The 15,409-nt window shown below is 67.3% G+C and carries 18 protein-coding genes; 10 read left to right on the plus strand and 8 right to left on the minus strand.

Annotated elements, in window-relative coordinates:
• Positions 1–264 (plus strand): efflux RND transporter permease subunit (locus VKZ87_RS16530; protein WP_324222370.1); only part of this gene is annotated, 264 nt, incomplete at its 5' end.
• 3 nt (positions 265–267) lie between these two features.
• Here the strand turns inward: VKZ87_RS16530 and VKZ87_RS16535 are convergent.
• The 7 genes from VKZ87_RS16535 to VKZ87_RS16565 all read right to left on the minus strand — a co-directional run bounded on the left by VKZ87_RS16535 (position 268) and on the right by VKZ87_RS16565 (position 6,483).
• Positions 268–576 carry a hypothetical protein gene (locus tag VKZ87_RS16535; protein ID WP_324222371.1) on the minus strand — a complete coding sequence of 103 codons (309 nt, stop codon included), beginning with the start codon at positions 574–576 and terminating at the stop codon, positions 268–270.
• Positions 577–724: 148 nt separating this feature from the next.
• Positions 725–1,729, minus strand: coding sequence for an ABC transporter ATP-binding protein (locus VKZ87_RS16540; RefSeq protein WP_324222372.1), 1,005 nt, complete (start codon positions 1,727–1,729; stop codon positions 725–727).
• Entirely contained in the window at positions 1,726–2,724 is a 999-nt protein-coding gene (locus VKZ87_RS16545; RefSeq protein WP_324222373.1) for an ABC transporter ATP-binding protein, read from the minus strand. The genes VKZ87_RS16540 and VKZ87_RS16545 overlap by 4 nt, the downstream gene beginning before the upstream one ends.
• Before the next feature lie 4 nt (positions 2,725–2,728).
• Positions 2,729–3,637 carry an ABC transporter permease gene (locus VKZ87_RS16550; RefSeq protein ID WP_324222374.1) on the minus strand — a complete coding sequence of 303 codons (909 nt, stop codon included), beginning with the start codon at positions 3,635–3,637 and terminating at the stop codon, positions 2,729–2,731.
• Positions 3,634–4,608 carry an ABC transporter permease gene (locus VKZ87_RS16555; RefSeq protein ID WP_324222375.1) on the minus strand — a complete coding sequence of 325 codons (975 nt, stop codon included), beginning with the start codon at positions 4,606–4,608 and terminating at the stop codon, positions 3,634–3,636. The genes VKZ87_RS16550 and VKZ87_RS16555 overlap by 4 nt, the downstream gene beginning before the upstream one ends.
• Positions 4,609–4,716: 108 nt before the next feature.
• The gene (locus tag VKZ87_RS16560) at positions 4,717–5,355 is read right to left on the minus strand and encodes a DUF1013 domain-containing protein (RefSeq protein ID WP_324222376.1); all 639 of its coding nucleotides are present in this window, start codon (positions 5,353–5,355) and stop codon (positions 4,717–4,719) included.
• 132 nt (positions 5,356–5,487) lie between these two features.
• A complete protein-coding gene (locus VKZ87_RS16565; RefSeq protein ID WP_324222377.1) occupies positions 5,488–6,483 on the minus strand; it encodes an NAD(P)H-quinone oxidoreductase in 996 nt (331 codons plus the stop codon).
• A gap of 84 nt (positions 6,484–6,567) precedes the next feature.
• Between VKZ87_RS16565 and VKZ87_RS16570 the strand changes: the two genes are divergently transcribed.
• Entirely contained in the window at positions 6,568–6,744 is a 177-nt protein-coding gene (locus VKZ87_RS16570) for a DUF1192 domain-containing protein (protein ID WP_324222378.1), read from the plus strand.
• A 9-nt stretch (positions 6,745–6,753) separates the two neighbouring features.
• Here the strand turns inward: VKZ87_RS16570 and VKZ87_RS16575 are convergent, their stop codons facing one another.
• On the minus strand, positions 6,754–7,356 hold the full coding sequence (locus VKZ87_RS16575; RefSeq protein ID WP_324222379.1) for a TetR/AcrR family transcriptional regulator: 603 nt from the start codon (positions 7,354–7,356) through the stop codon (positions 6,754–6,756).
• Positions 7,357–7,693: 337 nt separating this feature from the next.
• Here VKZ87_RS16575 and VKZ87_RS16580 point away from each other — a divergent pair, with 337 nt between their 5' ends.
• From VKZ87_RS16580 to VKZ87_RS16615, 8 genes are all read left to right on the plus strand, one after another.
• Positions 7,694–9,007, plus strand: coding sequence for an O-acetylhomoserine aminocarboxypropyltransferase (locus tag VKZ87_RS16580; RefSeq protein ID WP_324222380.1), 1,314 nt, complete (start codon positions 7,694–7,696; stop codon positions 9,005–9,007).
• 17 nt (positions 9,008–9,024) lie between these two features.
• A complete protein-coding gene (locus VKZ87_RS16585) occupies positions 9,025–9,819 on the plus strand; it encodes an alpha/beta hydrolase (protein WP_324222381.1) in 795 nt (264 codons plus the stop codon).
• Between the two features lie 2 nt (positions 9,820–9,821).
• Positions 9,822–10,481, plus strand: a complete 660-nt coding sequence (thiE, locus tag VKZ87_RS16590) for a thiamine phosphate synthase (RefSeq protein WP_324222382.1) — start codon at positions 9,822–9,824, stop codon at positions 10,479–10,481.
• 36 nt (positions 10,482–10,517) lie between these two features.
• Positions 10,518–11,312 (plus strand): inositol monophosphatase family protein, encoded by a 795-nt coding sequence (locus tag VKZ87_RS16595; protein WP_324222383.1) that lies wholly within the window; start codon positions 10,518–10,520, stop codon positions 11,310–11,312.
• A 961-nt stretch (positions 11,313–12,273) separates the two neighbouring features.
• Complete coding sequence (locus VKZ87_RS16600; RefSeq protein WP_324222384.1) at positions 12,274–12,630, plus strand: OmpA family protein; 357 nt, start codon at positions 12,274–12,276, stop codon at positions 12,628–12,630.
• Between the two features lie 162 nt (positions 12,631–12,792).
• Positions 12,793–13,944 carry a flagellar motor protein MotA gene (locus VKZ87_RS16605; protein ID WP_324222385.1) on the plus strand — a complete coding sequence of 384 codons (1,152 nt, stop codon included), beginning with the start codon at positions 12,793–12,795 and terminating at the stop codon, positions 13,942–13,944.
• Between the two features lie 8 nt (positions 13,945–13,952).
• Positions 13,953–15,017, plus strand: a complete 1,065-nt coding sequence (locus tag VKZ87_RS16610; protein ID WP_324222386.1) for a peptidoglycan -binding protein — start codon at positions 13,953–13,955, stop codon at positions 15,015–15,017.
• A gap of 5 nt (positions 15,018–15,022) precedes the next feature.
• Positions 15,023–15,409 carry a DUF3574 domain-containing protein gene (locus VKZ87_RS16615; protein ID WP_324222387.1) on the plus strand — a complete coding sequence of 129 codons (387 nt, stop codon included), beginning with the start codon at positions 15,023–15,025 and terminating at the stop codon, positions 15,407–15,409.

Genomic DNA, 15,409 nt, shown 5'->3' on the forward strand with positions numbered 1-15,409 from the left:
ATCCTGGTGGACCAGATTGAGCAGGACATCCGTGCCGGCGAGCAGCCGTGGGACGCCATCGTGAATGCCACCCTGCGCCGGTTCCGGCCGATCGTGCTGACCGCGCTGGCGGCGATCCTCGGCATGGTGCCGCTGTCCACCAGCAACTTCTGGGGGCCGATGGCCTTCACGATCATCGGCGGCCTGCTGATCGCGACCCTGCTGACCGTGCTGTTCCTGCCGGCGCTTTATGCCGCCTGGTTCCGCGTCAGGCCGGCGGCGTGACCGTCACGTCGCGTCGTCCTTTTTCGCCCCGGTCGGCTGGATCGGCTTTTCCGTCCATTCCTCGCCGCCGGTGACGACGCAGGAGCGGCCGTCCTTACCGGTGATCAGGATGGTCCACGAACCGGATGCCGAAACCAGCAGTTCGACGACATTGTCGCCGGCCAGACCGGCGGCCTTCGGCTGCTCGGCGAAACGCTGATCCAGCATCCTGCCCATTTCATCGCGCAATCCGCAGATCATCTGGGCCTGGGCGGGCGCTGAAAAGGCGGGAATGGCAATCACAACGGCACTCGACAAGACGGCCTTACGCATGGCGGGCCTCCTTACCGTGCTGCGTCAACGCCTGGAGGATACCCGGCGAGACGCTTCAGCCACTGGAGAAAAGACGCGGCTTGCGGCGAAAAGGTTCCGTTCCGGAGGCGCGGCGAAGGCGAAGCCTCCGCTTACTGCCTGGTCACGGTCAGACGGTGGCCATCTCGTTGAGATGACAGGCCGACATGCGGCCCGGCGCGATTTCCCGCAGCGGCGGCGCTTCCGTTTTGCAGCGCGCCATGGCGAAGGGGCAGCGCGGATGGAAGTGGCAGCCGGTCGGCGGATCCAGCGGCGAGGGAATCTCGCCCTTGATCGGCGTGTAGTCGCGGCGTTCGGCCACCAGTTTCGGGGCCTCAGCCAGCAGCGCCTTGGTATAGGGATGGTTCGGCGCCGCGAACAGTTCCTCGGTCGGTGCGCTCTCGACGACGCGGCCGAGATACATGATCACCACACGGTCGGAGATATGCTCGACCACGGCGAGATTGTGGCTGATGAAGAGATAGGTCAGGCCGAGCTGCTCGCGCAGGTCCATGAACAGATTCAGCACCTGGGCCTGGATCGAGACGTCGAGCGCCGCCACCGCCTCGTCGCAGACGATGAACCGCGGCTGCACGGCCAGGGCGCGGGCGACGCCGATGCGCTGGCGCTGGCCGCCGGAGAACTGGTGCGGATAGCGGCGGCGGTAGCGCGGATCGAGGCCGACCTGCTGCATCAGCTTCTCGACATACTCGCCCATCTCGCTGCGCCGGATCAGGCCATGGGCCACCGGCGCCTCGCCGATGATGTCCTCCACGCGCATGCGCGGATTGAGCGACGCATAGGGGTCCTGGAAGATCATCTGCACGGCGAGCTTGTAGTCGCGGCGCTCTTCCTCGGTCATGGCCGAAAGTGCCTTGCCGCGGAAGCGGATCTCGCCCTCACTCGCATCCATGATGCCGGCGACGATGCGTCCGAGCGTCGACTTGCCGCAGCCGCTTTCGCCCACCAGGCCAACCACCTCGCCTTCGGCAATGCCGAGATCGACATGGTTCACGGCATGCACCGCGCGTTCCCGGATGCCGGCGCCGAGCAGGTTGGCCAGTCTCGACGCGAGATCGAGACGCCAGACGAAGCGCTTGGAAATCTGTCGCAGTTCGATCATCGGCGCAGTCATGCCGCACTCTCCGTCGGGGTGAGCGGCCTGGCGTCATGCGGATGGTGGCAGCGCACGCTGTGGTTCGGATGCAGCTCCACCAGTTCAGGCAGCGTATCGCAGAGCGTGTCGGCGCGGCTGCAGCGGGTCTTGAAGCGGCAGCCCGGAGGCAGATTCAGCGGCGCCGGCGTCATGCCCGGAATCTGGAACAGCCGCTTGCCGCGCGGCAGAACGCCCGGCACCGAGCCGATCAGGCCGCGGGTATAGGGATGCTGGGGCCGCTCGATCACGGTGGCGACCGGACCGGTCTCGACGATCTTGCCGGCATACATGACCATGATGCGGTCGGCGAGGCCGGCAACGACGGACAGGTCATGGGTGATCCAGATCAGCGCCGTGCCGGTGTCGCGGCAGAGCTTGCGCATCTCGTAGAGGATCTGCCCCTGGATGGTGACGTCGAGCGCGGTGGTCGGCTCGTCGGCGATGATCAGGTCCGGGCTGTGCAGCAGCGCGGTGGCAATCGCGATGCGCTGGCGCATGCCGCCCGAGAGCTGGTGCGGATAGGCGAGCAGGCGTTCTTCCGGCGCGGCGATGCCGACCGCCTTCAGGGTTTCGACGGCCCGGGCCCGGGCGGCTGCCTCGCTGACCTTCTCATGCGCCTGCACCGTCTCGATCATCTGGGTGTCGACGCGCAGGACCGGATTGAGCGTCATCATCGGGTCCTGGAAGATCATCGCGATGCGCGAGCCGCGCAGGCTGCGCATGCGCTCCGGCGACGCGCTGGTGATGTCCTCGCCCTTGAACAGGACGCGGCCGCCGGCGATGCGGCCCGGCGGGTCGATCAGGCCGAGGATGGAGAAGCCCGTGATCGACTTGCCGGAACCGGACTCGCCCACCAGGCCGAGGATCTCGCCCTCGGCGACGTCGAAGCTGACGCCGTCGACGGCGCGCACGATGCCGTCGCGGGTCGGGAAATGGGTTTCGAGGTCTTCGACCTGCAGCGTGGGAATGGTCATCGGTTCAGCGCTTCAGGCGGGGATTAAGCACGTCGCGCAACTGGTCGCCGACGAGATTGATGGCGATGATCACGAGCGTCAGCAGCACGCCGGGGAAAAGCGAAATCCAGTACACGCCGCTGAGCAGGTAATCGAAGCCGTTGGCGATCAGCATGCCGAGCGAGGGTTCGGTCACCGGCACGCCGAGGCCGAGGAAGCTCAGCGTCGCCTCCAGGGTGATTGAGCGGGCGATGTCGACGGTTGCGATCACGATCAGCGGCGGCATGCAGTTCGGCAGCAGGTGGCGCAGCAGCAGGCGGGTGCGGCTCAGGCCGAGGCAGCGCGCGGCCTCCACGTATTCCTTGTTGCGCTCAACCAGCGCGGCGCCGCGGGCGGCACGGGCGAAATAGGCCCACTGCACCGCGACCAGCGCGATGATCACCTTGTCGACGCCGTTGCCCAGCACGGCGAGCAGGATCAGCGCGACCAGGATGGCCGGAAACGACAGCTGGATGTCGACGATTCGCATGATCACGGTTTCGACCCGGCCGCCCACATAGGCGGCGAGCAGGCCGGCAAGGGCGCCGATCGCCAGCGCGAGCGCCACGGCGGTGACGCCGACGAAGAGGCTGATGCGCAGCCCGTAGAGCATCGCGCTCAGCATGTCGCGGCCCTGGCCGTCGCTGCCGAGCAGGAAGGTGAGGCCGGTGCCGGAGATTTCGCCGGGCGGCAGGCGGGCGTCGAGAATGTCGAGGTTTGCCAGGTCGTAGGGATTCTGCGGCACCAGGAAGGGCGCGAACACGGCGGCGATCAGGAAGATCACCAGCATGGCGAGCCCAAGCAGGGCCAGCCTGCTTTCGGCGAATTCCTGCCAGATCCGCTTCAGCGGGCTTTCGGTCTTCGCCGGCGCGGCGGGAAGGGCGGCGTCACTCATTTCGCATTCCCCAGCCGTACGCGCGGATCCAGCACGGAGTACAGGATATCGACCACCAGATTGATGATCACCAGCAGCAGCACCACGATGATCAGGTAGGCCACCACCACCGGACGGTCGAGCTGCACGATGGAGTCGATCAGCAGCTTGCCCATGCCAGGCCAGGAGAAGATCGTTTCCGTGATCACCGCGAAGGCGATCAGCGCGCCCAGCTCCAGTCCGGTCACCGTGGTAATCGGCACCATGATGTTCTTCAGGATATGCACGCCGATGATGCGCTTCTCGTTCAGGCCCTTGGCGCGGGCGAACTTGACGAAGTCCATCAGCATGACCTCACGCGCGGTCGCGCGGGCGAGCCGGATGATCAGGGCGCATTTCGACAGCCCCAGCGTGATCGCCGGCAGGATGATGTGCTTCCAGCCATTGGCCGTGAAGATGCTGAGATGCAGGCCGAGGACTTCCACCGTCTGGCCGCGGCCTGAGGCCGGCAGCCAGCCGAGCTGCACGGCGAAGATCATGATCAGCATCAGGCCGACCCAGAAATTCGGCAGGCTGAAGCCGAGCACCGACCCGGCCATGATGGTGCGCGCCGCGGTCGTCTCGTGGCGCAGGCCGGCATAGAGCCCGAGCGGCACGCCGATCAGCACGGCCATGACGGTTGCGGTGATGGCCAGCTCCAGCGTTGCCGGCATGCGCTCCAGCACCAGCTTCATCGCCGGCTGGCCGAACACGAAGGACTTGCCGAAATCGCCGCCGAAGGCCGAGCCGACGAAGCGCAGGTACTGTTCCCAGACCGGCCTGTCGAGGCCGAGTGCCCTGGCGATCTGCTCGCGGTCGAGTTCGGTGGCTTCGGGGCTGGCGAGGATCGCCAGCGGATCGCCGATCATGTAGATGCCGGCGAAGACCAGCACCGACATCACCGCCACAACGAGGGCGGCCTGCATCAGCCGTCGGATAATAAAAACCAGCATGCTGGGTCGGTTGCCCCGCTTGTCATCGGGCTCACGCCCATTCCCTGTCTGGCAAGGCTATAGCGGAAAGCCGGCCCGGCAGCCAGCCCGATCGGCGTTATGCAGCTATCAGCCGAGGTTATGGTTCTCGTCGCTCGCCGGCGTTTCCGCGGCGGGAGCGGCGGCGGCTTCGGCCGCGCGGGCCTTGGCGCGGGCCTCGCGCGCTTCACGCTTTTCCCGGTTCTCCCGGCGCTTCGCGGCGAGGATCAGCACGCGATCGAGTTCGGCCTGGCTGCACATGCCCAGACCGACGGGATCGCGCGGCTTGATGTTGGCATGATTCCAGTGCGTGCGGTTGCGCACGGAATCGATCGTCGCCTTGGTGGTGCCGAGCAGCTTCTGGATCTGCGCATCGGGCACTTCCGGATGGTATTTCAGCAGCCAGGCGATCGCATCGGGGCGATCCTGGCGCTTCGAGAGCGGCGTGTACTTTGCGCCCTTGGTTTTCTGGCGCTGCAGCGGCACGGTCGGCTCGAGCAGCTTCAGGTCGGCGGTCGGATCGGCCTCGCAGCGGGCGATTTCCTCCGCCGTGAGCTGGCCGTTCGCCACCGGATCGAGCCCGACGATCCCGACAGCCACTTCACCGTCCGCCACGCCCTTCACTTCCAGCGGATGCATGCCGCAGAAGCGGGCGATCTGGTCGAAGGTCAGCTTGGTGTTGTCGATCAGCCACACGGCGGTGGCTTTGGGCATCAGGGGCAATGCCATAGGGCAAATCCTTCCAGTGCGGCCGGCCGGCTTTACGGCCGCCCGCGGGTCAATTTACGAAATTGCGCGACAATATAGTGGAACGGCCCACCTGCGCAACCGCCCCGGATTTCAGCAATTTCCTGTTTATGATCAGGTGGTTAGGAGGATTTTGCCGACGTGGTCCGCATGGTCGATGCGGGCATGGGCCTCGGCGGCCTGAGCCAGTGGAAAACGGGAGTCGACGATCACCTTGAGGCGCCCGTCGGCGAAGGCCGGCCAGACTTTTTCCTCCAGCGCGCGGGCGATCGCCCCCTTGAACGCCACCGGCCGCGGCCGCAGCGTCGAGCCGGTCACGGTCAGGCGCTTGCGCATCACGACGCTCAGGTCGCCCTCGCCCTTGGGGCCGCCCTGGACGGCGATGATCACCAGCCGGCCTTCCTCGGCCAGACTCTTGATATTGGGCGCGAAATACTTGCCGCCGACCATGTCGAGGATGACGTCCACGCCCTTGCCGCCGGTCAGTTCGGCGATCCGGGCGGCGAAGTCCTCGGTCTTGTAGTTGATGGCCTTTTCCGCACCGAGACTTTCGCAGAAGCGGCATTTCTCGTCGGTGCCGGCCGTGGCGAAGATGCGCCCGGCTCCCAGCAGTTTCGCCAGCTGGATGGCAGCGACCCCGATGCCGGAGGCGCCACCATGGATCAGGATGCTTTCGCCGGCCCTGAGCTGACCGCGGTCGGCGATGTTGGTCCAGACGGTAAACCAGTTCTCGGGCAGGGCGGCGGCCTCCGTGATGTCGAGGCCCTGCGGAACGGGCAGGCATTGCTCGGCCGGTGCCACGCAGTAGGTGGCATAGCCGCCGCCGGTCACCAGCGCGCAGACTTTGTCGCCGACCTTCCAGTGCTGCACGTCGGGACCAAGGGCGGCGATCTCGCCGGCGACCTCAAGGCCGGGATAGTCCGGCGCGCCGGGCGGCGGCGGATACATGCCGGCGCGCTGCAGCACATCGGGGCGGTTCACGCCGGCGGCCGCCACCTTGATCAGCACCTCGCCGGCGCCCGGCCGGGGCATCGGGCGGCTGGCGGGTTTCAGCACCTCGGGGCCGCCGGGCTGGCTGATCTCGATGACGGTCATCTCCTGCGGCAGCATTCGTTTCCTCCTTGCGGTGCATCGGCATGTTTCAGGCGCGGGAGGATAGAGCTACTATCCCGCCCTTGCCAGTTGGAGACCGCCATGGACTGGGACGAAGCCCTGTCGCGCAAGCCACAGCCGCCCAAATATGACGTGATGTCAATCAAGGATCTTGAGGCCCGCATCGCCGAACTGGAAGCCGAGATCGAGACGATCCGCGATGTGATCCGCATGAAGCAGGATGCCCGCGGCGCGGCGGCGAGTTTCTTCAAGAAGTAGCGGCCGGTGTCAGGCTGCAACCGCCTGCAGGATCAGGTCGATGGCGGCCTTCGCCCGGGCGCGCCAGATGTCCGGCTCCAGATCGGCCGCCAGCTGCGGGTCATGGAAGCGGCCGATCAGGTCGTCGAGGGTCTGGGCCAGCCGCTCCGGCTGGTCGCTGCGGAAGGCGCCCTGCGCGATGCCCTCCGCCAGCAGCCCGGCCAGGTGCCGCCGCACATGGGCGCGATGCTGCTGGACCACCGGAGCGACCCTGCGCGTCACTTCATCCAGAACCTCCAGCAGGCTGGGATCGGCAAGATAGCGGCGGGCCGATTCGGCATCGGCCAGCAGGAAGGCCCCGAGGCGCTCGGCAGGCGCGGTTTCGTGGTCGCGGGCGATCTCGGCCAGCCGCGCCTCGTCCTCCGCCAGCCAGCGGGTCGCCAGCGCGGCCACCATGGCCTGCCTGTTCGGGAAATAGCGGTATACGGCCGTGCGGGCGACCCCGGCTTCGGCGGCGATGTCCTCGATTCGGGTCCGTTTGCTGCCCAGCCGCCGGAAACAGATCAGGGCGGCGTCGAGCAGCCGGTCGGGGACCGGGCCGGGTGACGCCGGTTTGGCGGGGTTGTGTGACATGGAGGGGGAAGATGTCATGGCCTGACCATACAGGACTCCCGGTGTTTCACGAAATCTTAAGCGGATGGCGCCAGACTGCCCTGCAGTTCCAGTTGGTCATAGTTTCCTCCCTGTTGAGTTGAACTGAGGCCGCCGGACCCGCTTCGGCGGCCATTTTTCTCCCCCGCGCCAGCCCCCGCACCGCCCTTCTTGACTTGAGGCTAGGGCGATGAATTAATCGCCCCGTTTCGAGCTTGAGGCAGAATTGTCGGGGTCGTCCCATCCATCAGGGAAGGGGCGGCCCGCTTTTTATGCCGGCCATGCGCCCGCATGGCTGATGCGTCCGGGGAGAATGATCATGCTGGGACCGAAATTTCTGCGCTTCGACACCCTCAGCCTGCATGCAGGCCAGCAGCCGGATCCGACCACCGGGTCCCGCGCCGTGCCGATCTACCAGACGACCTCGTATGTCTTCCGCGATGTCGACCACGCCGCCGCCCTGTTCAACCTGGAGCGCGGCGGGCACATCTATTCGCGCATCTCCAACCCGACGGTCGCGGTCCTGGAAGAGCGCCTGGCGGCGCTGGAGGGCGGCGTCGGCGCGGTCTGCACCTCGTCCGGACAGGCGGCCCTGCATCTCGCCATCGCCACGCTGATGGGGCAGGGCAGCCATATCGTCGCCTCCCGCAACATCTACGGCGGCAGCTACAACCTTCTCCATCACACCCTGCCGCGCTTCGGCATCACCACCACTTTCGTCGATCCGCGCGACCATGCCGCCTGGAAGGCCGCCATCCGGCCCGAGACGCGGCTGGTTTTCGGCGAGATCCTCGGCAACCCGGGGCTGGAGGTGCTGGACGTCCCGGCGGTGTCGAAGATCGCCCATGACGCCGGCCTGCCGCTGATGCTCGATTGCACCTTCGCCACGCCGTATCTGTTCAAGGGTTTCGAGCATGGCGCCGATCTGGTGATGCATTCGGCGACCAAGTTCCTCGGCGGCCATGGCGTCGCCATCGGCGGAGCGCTGATCGATTCCGGCCGCTTCGACTGGGAGAAGTCCGGCAAGTTCCCGACGCTGACCGAGCCCTATGCCGGCTATCACGGACTCGACTTCGCCGAGGAATTCGGTCCCTCGGCCTTCATCATGCGGGCGCGCGCCGAAGGCCTGCGCGATTTCGGCGCCTGCCTGTCGCCAACCAATGCCTTTCATATCCTGCAGGGCGTTGAAACGCTGCATCTGCGCATGAGCCGCCATGTCGAGAATGCGCGCAAGGTCGTCGCCTTCCTGAAGGATCATCCGGCGGTGGACTGGGTCTCCTGGCCGGAACTGCCGGAGCATCCCGATCACGAACTGGCGAAGAAGCTGCTGCCCCGGGGCTGCGGCGCGATCTTCTCCTTCGGGGTGAAGGGCGGCCGCGAGGCCGGCCGCGCGCTGATCGAGAACCTGCAGATATTCTCGCATCTCGCCAATGTCGGCGACGCCAAGTCGCTGGTGATCCATCCGGGATCGACGACGCACCAGCAGATGAGCGCGGCCGAGCTGAAGGCCGCCGGCATCGGCGAGGAACTGGTGCGGCTTTCGGTGGGACTGGAAGACGTGCAGGACCTGATCGATGATCTGAACACCGCGCTGCGCGCCGCGCAGAAGGCCGTCAAGGCCGCGGCCGAATAAACCGGGGGGATGTCAGTATGTGGCTCGATGTAGCGGGCAAACGCGTGTTTGCCGCCACCGGCGGCAGGGATTTCGACAACACGAAGCCGACGGTCGTGTTCATCCACGGCAATGCCGGTGACCATACCGTCTGGGCCTTGCAGACGCGCTGGTTCGCCTGGCACGGCTATTCCGTGCTGGCGGTCGATCTGCCGGGCAACGGCCGTTCCGAGGGTCCGATGCCCGACAGTGTCGAGGCCTTTGCCGACTGGATGCCGAAGCTGCTGGATGCAGCGGGCGTGAAGCAGGCGGCCCTGGTGGGTCATTCCATGGGCGCGCTGATCGCGCTGGAGACCGCGGCGCGCCATCCCGACCGCGTGAGCCGGATTTCGCTGCTCGGTTTCGCCTATCCGATGAAGGTCAATCCGGATCTGCAGGCGCTGGCCGACAGCGGGGCTTATACCGTCGTCGAGCTGATGAACGACTGGATGATCGCCAAGCGCAACCAGATCGGCGGCAACCGGGTGCCCGGTTCCTATCTGCTGGGCGGCAGCATCCGCCTGACCGACAACGCGCCGCGTGAATCGCTGGCGCTCGGTTTCCGCCTCTGTAACGCCTATGCCAACGGCAAGCAGGCGGTGGCGGCGGTGACCTGCCCGGCGCAGATCATTGCCGGCGAGCGTGACATCATGACGCCGCTGCGCGCGGCGCGCGGCTGGGCGGCCGAGTTCAGCCAGGGCCGCATTGACGTCCTGCCGGGCTGTGGCCACATGATGATGGGCGAGCGTCCCGACGAGACGCTCGACGCCCTGCGCAGTTTCATCGCCGGCTGACCATGGCTTCCAATACCCCGCGCACGCGGCTTTACCTGATCACGCCGCCGGTCATCGATCCCGCCGCCTTCGCGGAAAACCTCAAGGCGGCGCTGGATGCCGGCGATGTCGCGTCGCTGCAGCTCCGCCTGAAGGACGGCGAGCGGACGGCTTCGGAGAATGCCTTCCGCCGCGCGGCCGAAACGGTGCTGCCGATCTGTCACGAATACGACGTGGCGCTGATCATCAACGACCGGCCGGACTTTGCCGTGAAGTTCGGTGCGGACGGCGTGCATGTCGGTCAGGACGATGAATCCTACGCCGAGGCCCGCCGCATTCTCGGGCCCGACCGGATCGTCGGCGTCACCTGCCACAATTCCCGCCACCTCGCCATGGAGGCGGCCGAGGCCGGCGCGGATTACGTGGCTTTCGGCGCCTTCTTTCCGACCGAGACCAAGCAGCCCAAAACCCGGGCCGAACCGGAGATCATCGCCTGGTGGTCCGAGCTGATGGAGATACCCTGCGTCGCCATCGGCGGCATCACGGTCGAGAACTGCGTGCCGCTGATCGAGGCGGGCGCCGATTTCCTCGCGGTTTCGGCGGGAATCTGGAAACATCCCGATGGACCGGCAGCTGCCGTGAAAGCTTTCCATGCGGCAATTGCCAAGCATGGCCGCGGCTGATAGGGTCCGCCGCCTTTCCGGACGGACAATTCATTCATGGCGCTGAAATCCGCACTGATCAATGCGATGGGCAATGCTGCGCGCAAGGCGCAGCGCAGCCTGATCCGCGATTTCAATGAGGTCGAGCATCTCCAGGTCTCCAAGAAGGGCCCGGCGGATTTCGTCTCCGCCGCCGACCGCAAGGCAGAGAAGATCCTGCAGGGCGAACTGGCCAAGCTGCGTCCCGATTTCGGCTTCCTGATGGAAGAGGGCGGCCGGGTCGAGGCCAGGGACGGCAGGCATTACTGGATCATCGACCCGCTCGACGGCACCACCAATTTCCTGCACGGGATTCCGCATTTCGCCATCTCCGTCGCCGTGCAGCGCGAGGGCGAACTGATTGCCGGCATCGTTCTGGACGTGATCCGGGACGAGCTGTTCTGGGCCGAGAAGGGCGTTGGCGCCTACCTGAACGAGCGCCGGATCCGCGTCTCGGCGCGCCGCAAGCTCTCCGAGGCGCTGTTCGCCACCGGAATTCCGTTCCTCGGCCGCCCGGGCCATGCCGAATTCCGCCGCGAACTGGCCGCCGTGATGGGCGAGGTGGCGGGCATCCGCCGCATGGGCTCCGCCGCCCTCGATCTCGCCTATGTCGCGGCCGGCCGCTACGATGGCTACTGGGAAACCGGCCTGTCTCCCTGGGACGTCGCGGCCGGAATCGTGCTGGTCCGCGAGGCCGGCGGCATGGTTACCGACTATGCCGGCGGCGACCGCATGGTGGAGACAAGCGGGATCGTCGCCGCGAACGACGTCCTGCACGCGCCGCTGCGCAAGCTGCTCGTCCAGGTCGGCTGACCCACCCGCCCGCAACCGCTTGATTCTGCAATCCCCGGGTTGTTCCCGAGGGCTGCCTCCGCTATCGTTCCAGCCCAGATTTGGGGTGAGGGGGAAGGGTCCGATGGCTGCCAGGCCGCTGAGGTTCACACTTGCTGCTGCGATGCTGGCCGGCGGATTCCTGCCCGCCGCCGCAGGAGCGCAATCCCTCATCGACGGCAGCAATGTCCAGGTGAACCCGCAGGCGCTGGACCAGCTCGGCGCGCCCGCTCACGCCCGCCCCGCCCGGCCGCTGCTCGGCGGCGGCCAGTCCTTCAGCCAGTTCTTCGTTCCGCCGCCCGTTGCCGGCCGCCCGCCGCTGCCCGGAGAGGCCCCGGCGCCGCGTCCGCTGATCGGTGAGACCGGCAATCCGCGGTTTGCGACCCGGTCCCGGCCGGCGCGGCCCGCCGCGAAGGCTGACCGTCCGGCAGCGATATCGGTGGGCGAGGCGCCGCCCCGCAGCGAGACTCCGGCTGCCCAGACCCCTGCCACCCAGCCGCCCGCCGCCGAGGCTCCGGCGACCACTGCGCCGGCCGCATCCGCTGTCTCTGAAGCTCCGGCCGCCGCGCCGACTGCCGCCGCTCCGGCGGCCGAAACGCCGGCCGCTGCACCCGCCACGCCGGCGCCGGCCGCGCCCGCACCGGCTGCTCCGGCTGCCGAAGCCCCTGCGGTTGCGGCGCCTGCCGCGCCGGCCCAGACGCCACAACAGTCTTCGCAAACCCAGTCCGCGCAGGAACAGCCTTCGCCGGCTCCCTCCCGGCCGGTCGCAGTCGCGCCGTTGCCGGCACCGCCCGCGTCGACGGATCCTGCACCATCCAGTCCTGCACCGGCCCCTGCTGCTTCGGCACCGGCGCCGGCTCCCGCTGCGCCGGTGACACCGGCGCCTCCGGCAAGCGAGCCGGCGGCCCCGGCTGCCACCTCACAGGCGGCGCCGCAGACGGCCATGGTCACACCGCCGCCCGTACCGACGCCCGCACCGGCATCGCAGGGCGGCATCGTTACCGTCGCTTTCTCCGGCGGCCAGAGCGAACTGCCCGGCGACTCCATTCCCGCGCTGGATACGCTGGCGCAGCAGATGGCCAATACCGAAGACCGTCTGCAGATCCGCGCCTATGCCGCCAGCAGCGGCAGCGATGGCGGCAGCGGTGCGCGGCGGCTGGCTCTGAGCCGGGCCCTTGCCGTGCGCGCCTATCTAATCGATCGCGGTATCCGCAGCACGCGGATCGACGTCCGTGCACTCGGCACACCCACCGATGGCAGTCCGGTTGATCGCGTCGAGGTTGCGCCTGTCGGCCGCTGAGCGTCGTCAGCCCGTTTCGTCCGCATTGTCCGGCCCGGTTTCGGGCGCGATCATTCGCCAGTGACTTCCGGATTCGGAAGGTGGCAGAGGGGGATTTCATCGCGGAGGTGCCGCGAAAATGCCGTATTCCGTGCCTAGGCAGGTTCTCGAAGGAAGGCATGCATGACTAAACCGGGGCGTTTCCTTTTCCGCATGGGCGTGTTCCTTGCGGCCGTGGGCGCGGTGATCGCCGTCCTGCACCAGCCGCTGTTGCGCGCTTTCATGGCCAATCCGGCGCTGAACGGCTTCATCCTCGCGGTGCTGCTGATCGGCATCGTCTACGCCTTCCGACAGGTGATCCTGATCGGACAGGAAGGCGCATGGGTCGAGGCATGGCAGCGCGCCCAGCGCACCGCCACGCAGGTCCGCGTCGGCGAACCGGCGCATCTGCTTGCGCCGCTCGCCAAGATGCTGGAGAGCCGCGGCCCCCGCGGAACGCTGTCCGCAGTCGGAACCCGCGCCCTGCTCGATTCCGTCGGCGCCCGCCTGGACGAGTCGCGCGAGATCCTGCGCTACCTTATCGGCCTGATGGTCTTCCTCGGCCTGCTCGGGACCTTCTGGGGCCTGCTGGAAACCATCTCCTCGGTCAGCGACACGATCAATGCCCTCAATCTCGGCGGCAGCGAGGACATCACGGCGCTGTTCGACAAGCTGAAGGGCGGTCTCGAGGCGCCGCTGGCCGGCATGGGGCTGGCCTTCTCCACCTCGATGATGGGCCTGGCCGGCTCGCTGGTGCTTGGCTTCCTCGATCTGCAGGCCGCCCAGGCGCAGAACCGCTTCTTCAACGATCTGGAGGAATGGCTGTCGGGCTTCACCCGCTTCGCCGGCGGTGCCGTCGCCGATGGCGACCAGTCCGTGCCCGCCTATGTGCAGGCGCTGCTCGAGCAGACCGCCGACAGTCTCGACAATCTGCAGCGCACCATGGCGCGCAGCGAAGACAGCCGCAATTCCACCGGCGCGGCGCTGCTGCAGCTGAACGAGAAGCTCAGCCTGCTGGCCGAGCAGATGCGCGCCGAGCAGGGCCTGCTGCTGAAGCTCACCGAGCACCAGATCGAGATGAAGCCGATCATGGCCAAGCTGGCGCAGAATGCCGAAAGCGGCGGCTTCGATGCTGCCAGCCGCGGCCACCTGCGCAACATGGACATTCTTCTCACCCGGCTGCTCGACGATGCGGCCCAGGGCCGCGCCAAGCTGGTCGATGAGATGCGCGCGGAGATCAAGCTGCTGTCGCGCACCATGGCCGCGATGGCCGACAGCCAGCGGCGGCACGGGTAGGGGGCGGGATGGCAAGACGCCGCAGCGAAGCCCATGGTCCCGGTGCCTGGCCCGGCTATGTGGACGTACTGTCCACGCTGCTCATGGTCATCGTCTTCGTGCTGGCGGTGTTCATCCTGGTGCAGTTCTTCCTCGCCAATGCGATCTCGGGACGCGACCGCGCGCTGGCCGACCTGCGCAGCCAGCTTTCAGGCCTGGTCGAGCAGCTCAATCTGGAACGCAGCACCAGCGCCGGGCTGCGCACCGAACTGGGACAGCTGCAGGCCACGCTGAGCAGCACGCGGGCCGAGCGCGACCAGATTGCCGCCGTGCTGGCCGAGGTGCAGGCACGCAGCGACGAAACCGAGCGGAAGCTGGCCGAGCAGCAGCAGATCGTCATCGACCTGCAGGGCAAGCTGGTATCCAGCGAAGGGCAGCTAGAGGATGAGAAGAAGCTGACCGCGGAGGCGCGCAGCCAGGTCGATCTGCTGAACCGGCAGCTGCTGGCGCTGCGCGAGCAGATGGCGCAGATCGAGCGCATCCTGAAAGAGAGCGAGGAGAAGGACAAGGCCAACCAGGCGCAGATTACCGACCTGGGGCGCCGGCTGAACGCGGCGCTGGCGCGCAAGGTCGATGAGCTGACCAACTACCGCTCGGAATTCTTCGGCCGCCTGCGCCAGGCGCTGGGCAACCGGCGCGACGTGCAGATCGTCGGCGACCGCTTCGTCTTCCAGTCGGAGGTGCTGTTCGACAGCGCCCAGGCCGATCTCAATCCGCAGGGCCGCGAGCAGATGGCCAAGCTGGCGACCACGCTGGTCGAGATCGCCAACAGGATTCCCGGCGACCTGAACTGGGTCCTGCGCGTCGACGGCCATACCGACCGTGTGCCAATCAGCACGCCGCAATTCCCCTCCAACTGGGAACTCTCGACCGCGCGCGCCATTTCCGTGGTGAAATTCCTGATCGCGCAGGGCGTGCCGGCCGACCGCCTGGCCGCCACCGGCTTCGGCGAATACCAGCCCCTCGATCCCGGCAACGACGAGATCGCGCTCCGGCGCAACCGCCGCATCGAGCTCAAGCTTACCGAACGCTGAAGGCGATGCGCGCCGTCCTGCTTGCCGCGAGCGTCCTTCTGCTGGCCGGTTGCGCCGCTGCGCCGGCCTGCCGCAACCACACGCAGCTGTACTTCGGCGCCGCGATCGGCGAGGACGGCGAGCGCGTGGACGAAGCGGCGTGGCGCGCTTTCGTGGAGCGCGCGATCCTGCCGCGCTTTCCCGACGGCTTCACGGTGATGGACGGGCAGGGGCTGTGGCGCTCGCCGTCAACGGGCCGAGCCGTGTCCGAACCGACCCGCGTGCTGCTGGTGCTGCATGCGGATGACGCGGAAAGCCATAGCCGCCTGGAGGCGATTGCCGCCGATTACAAGGCCCAGTTCCGTCAGGAAAGCGTGCTGCGCGTCGACCAGTGCAGCGCCTACGGATTCTGA

It is taken from the genome of Ferrovibrio sp., from assembly GCF_035304305.1.
Taxonomy (GTDB): Bacteria; Pseudomonadota; Alphaproteobacteria; order Ferrovibrionales; family Ferrovibrionaceae; genus Ferrovibrio.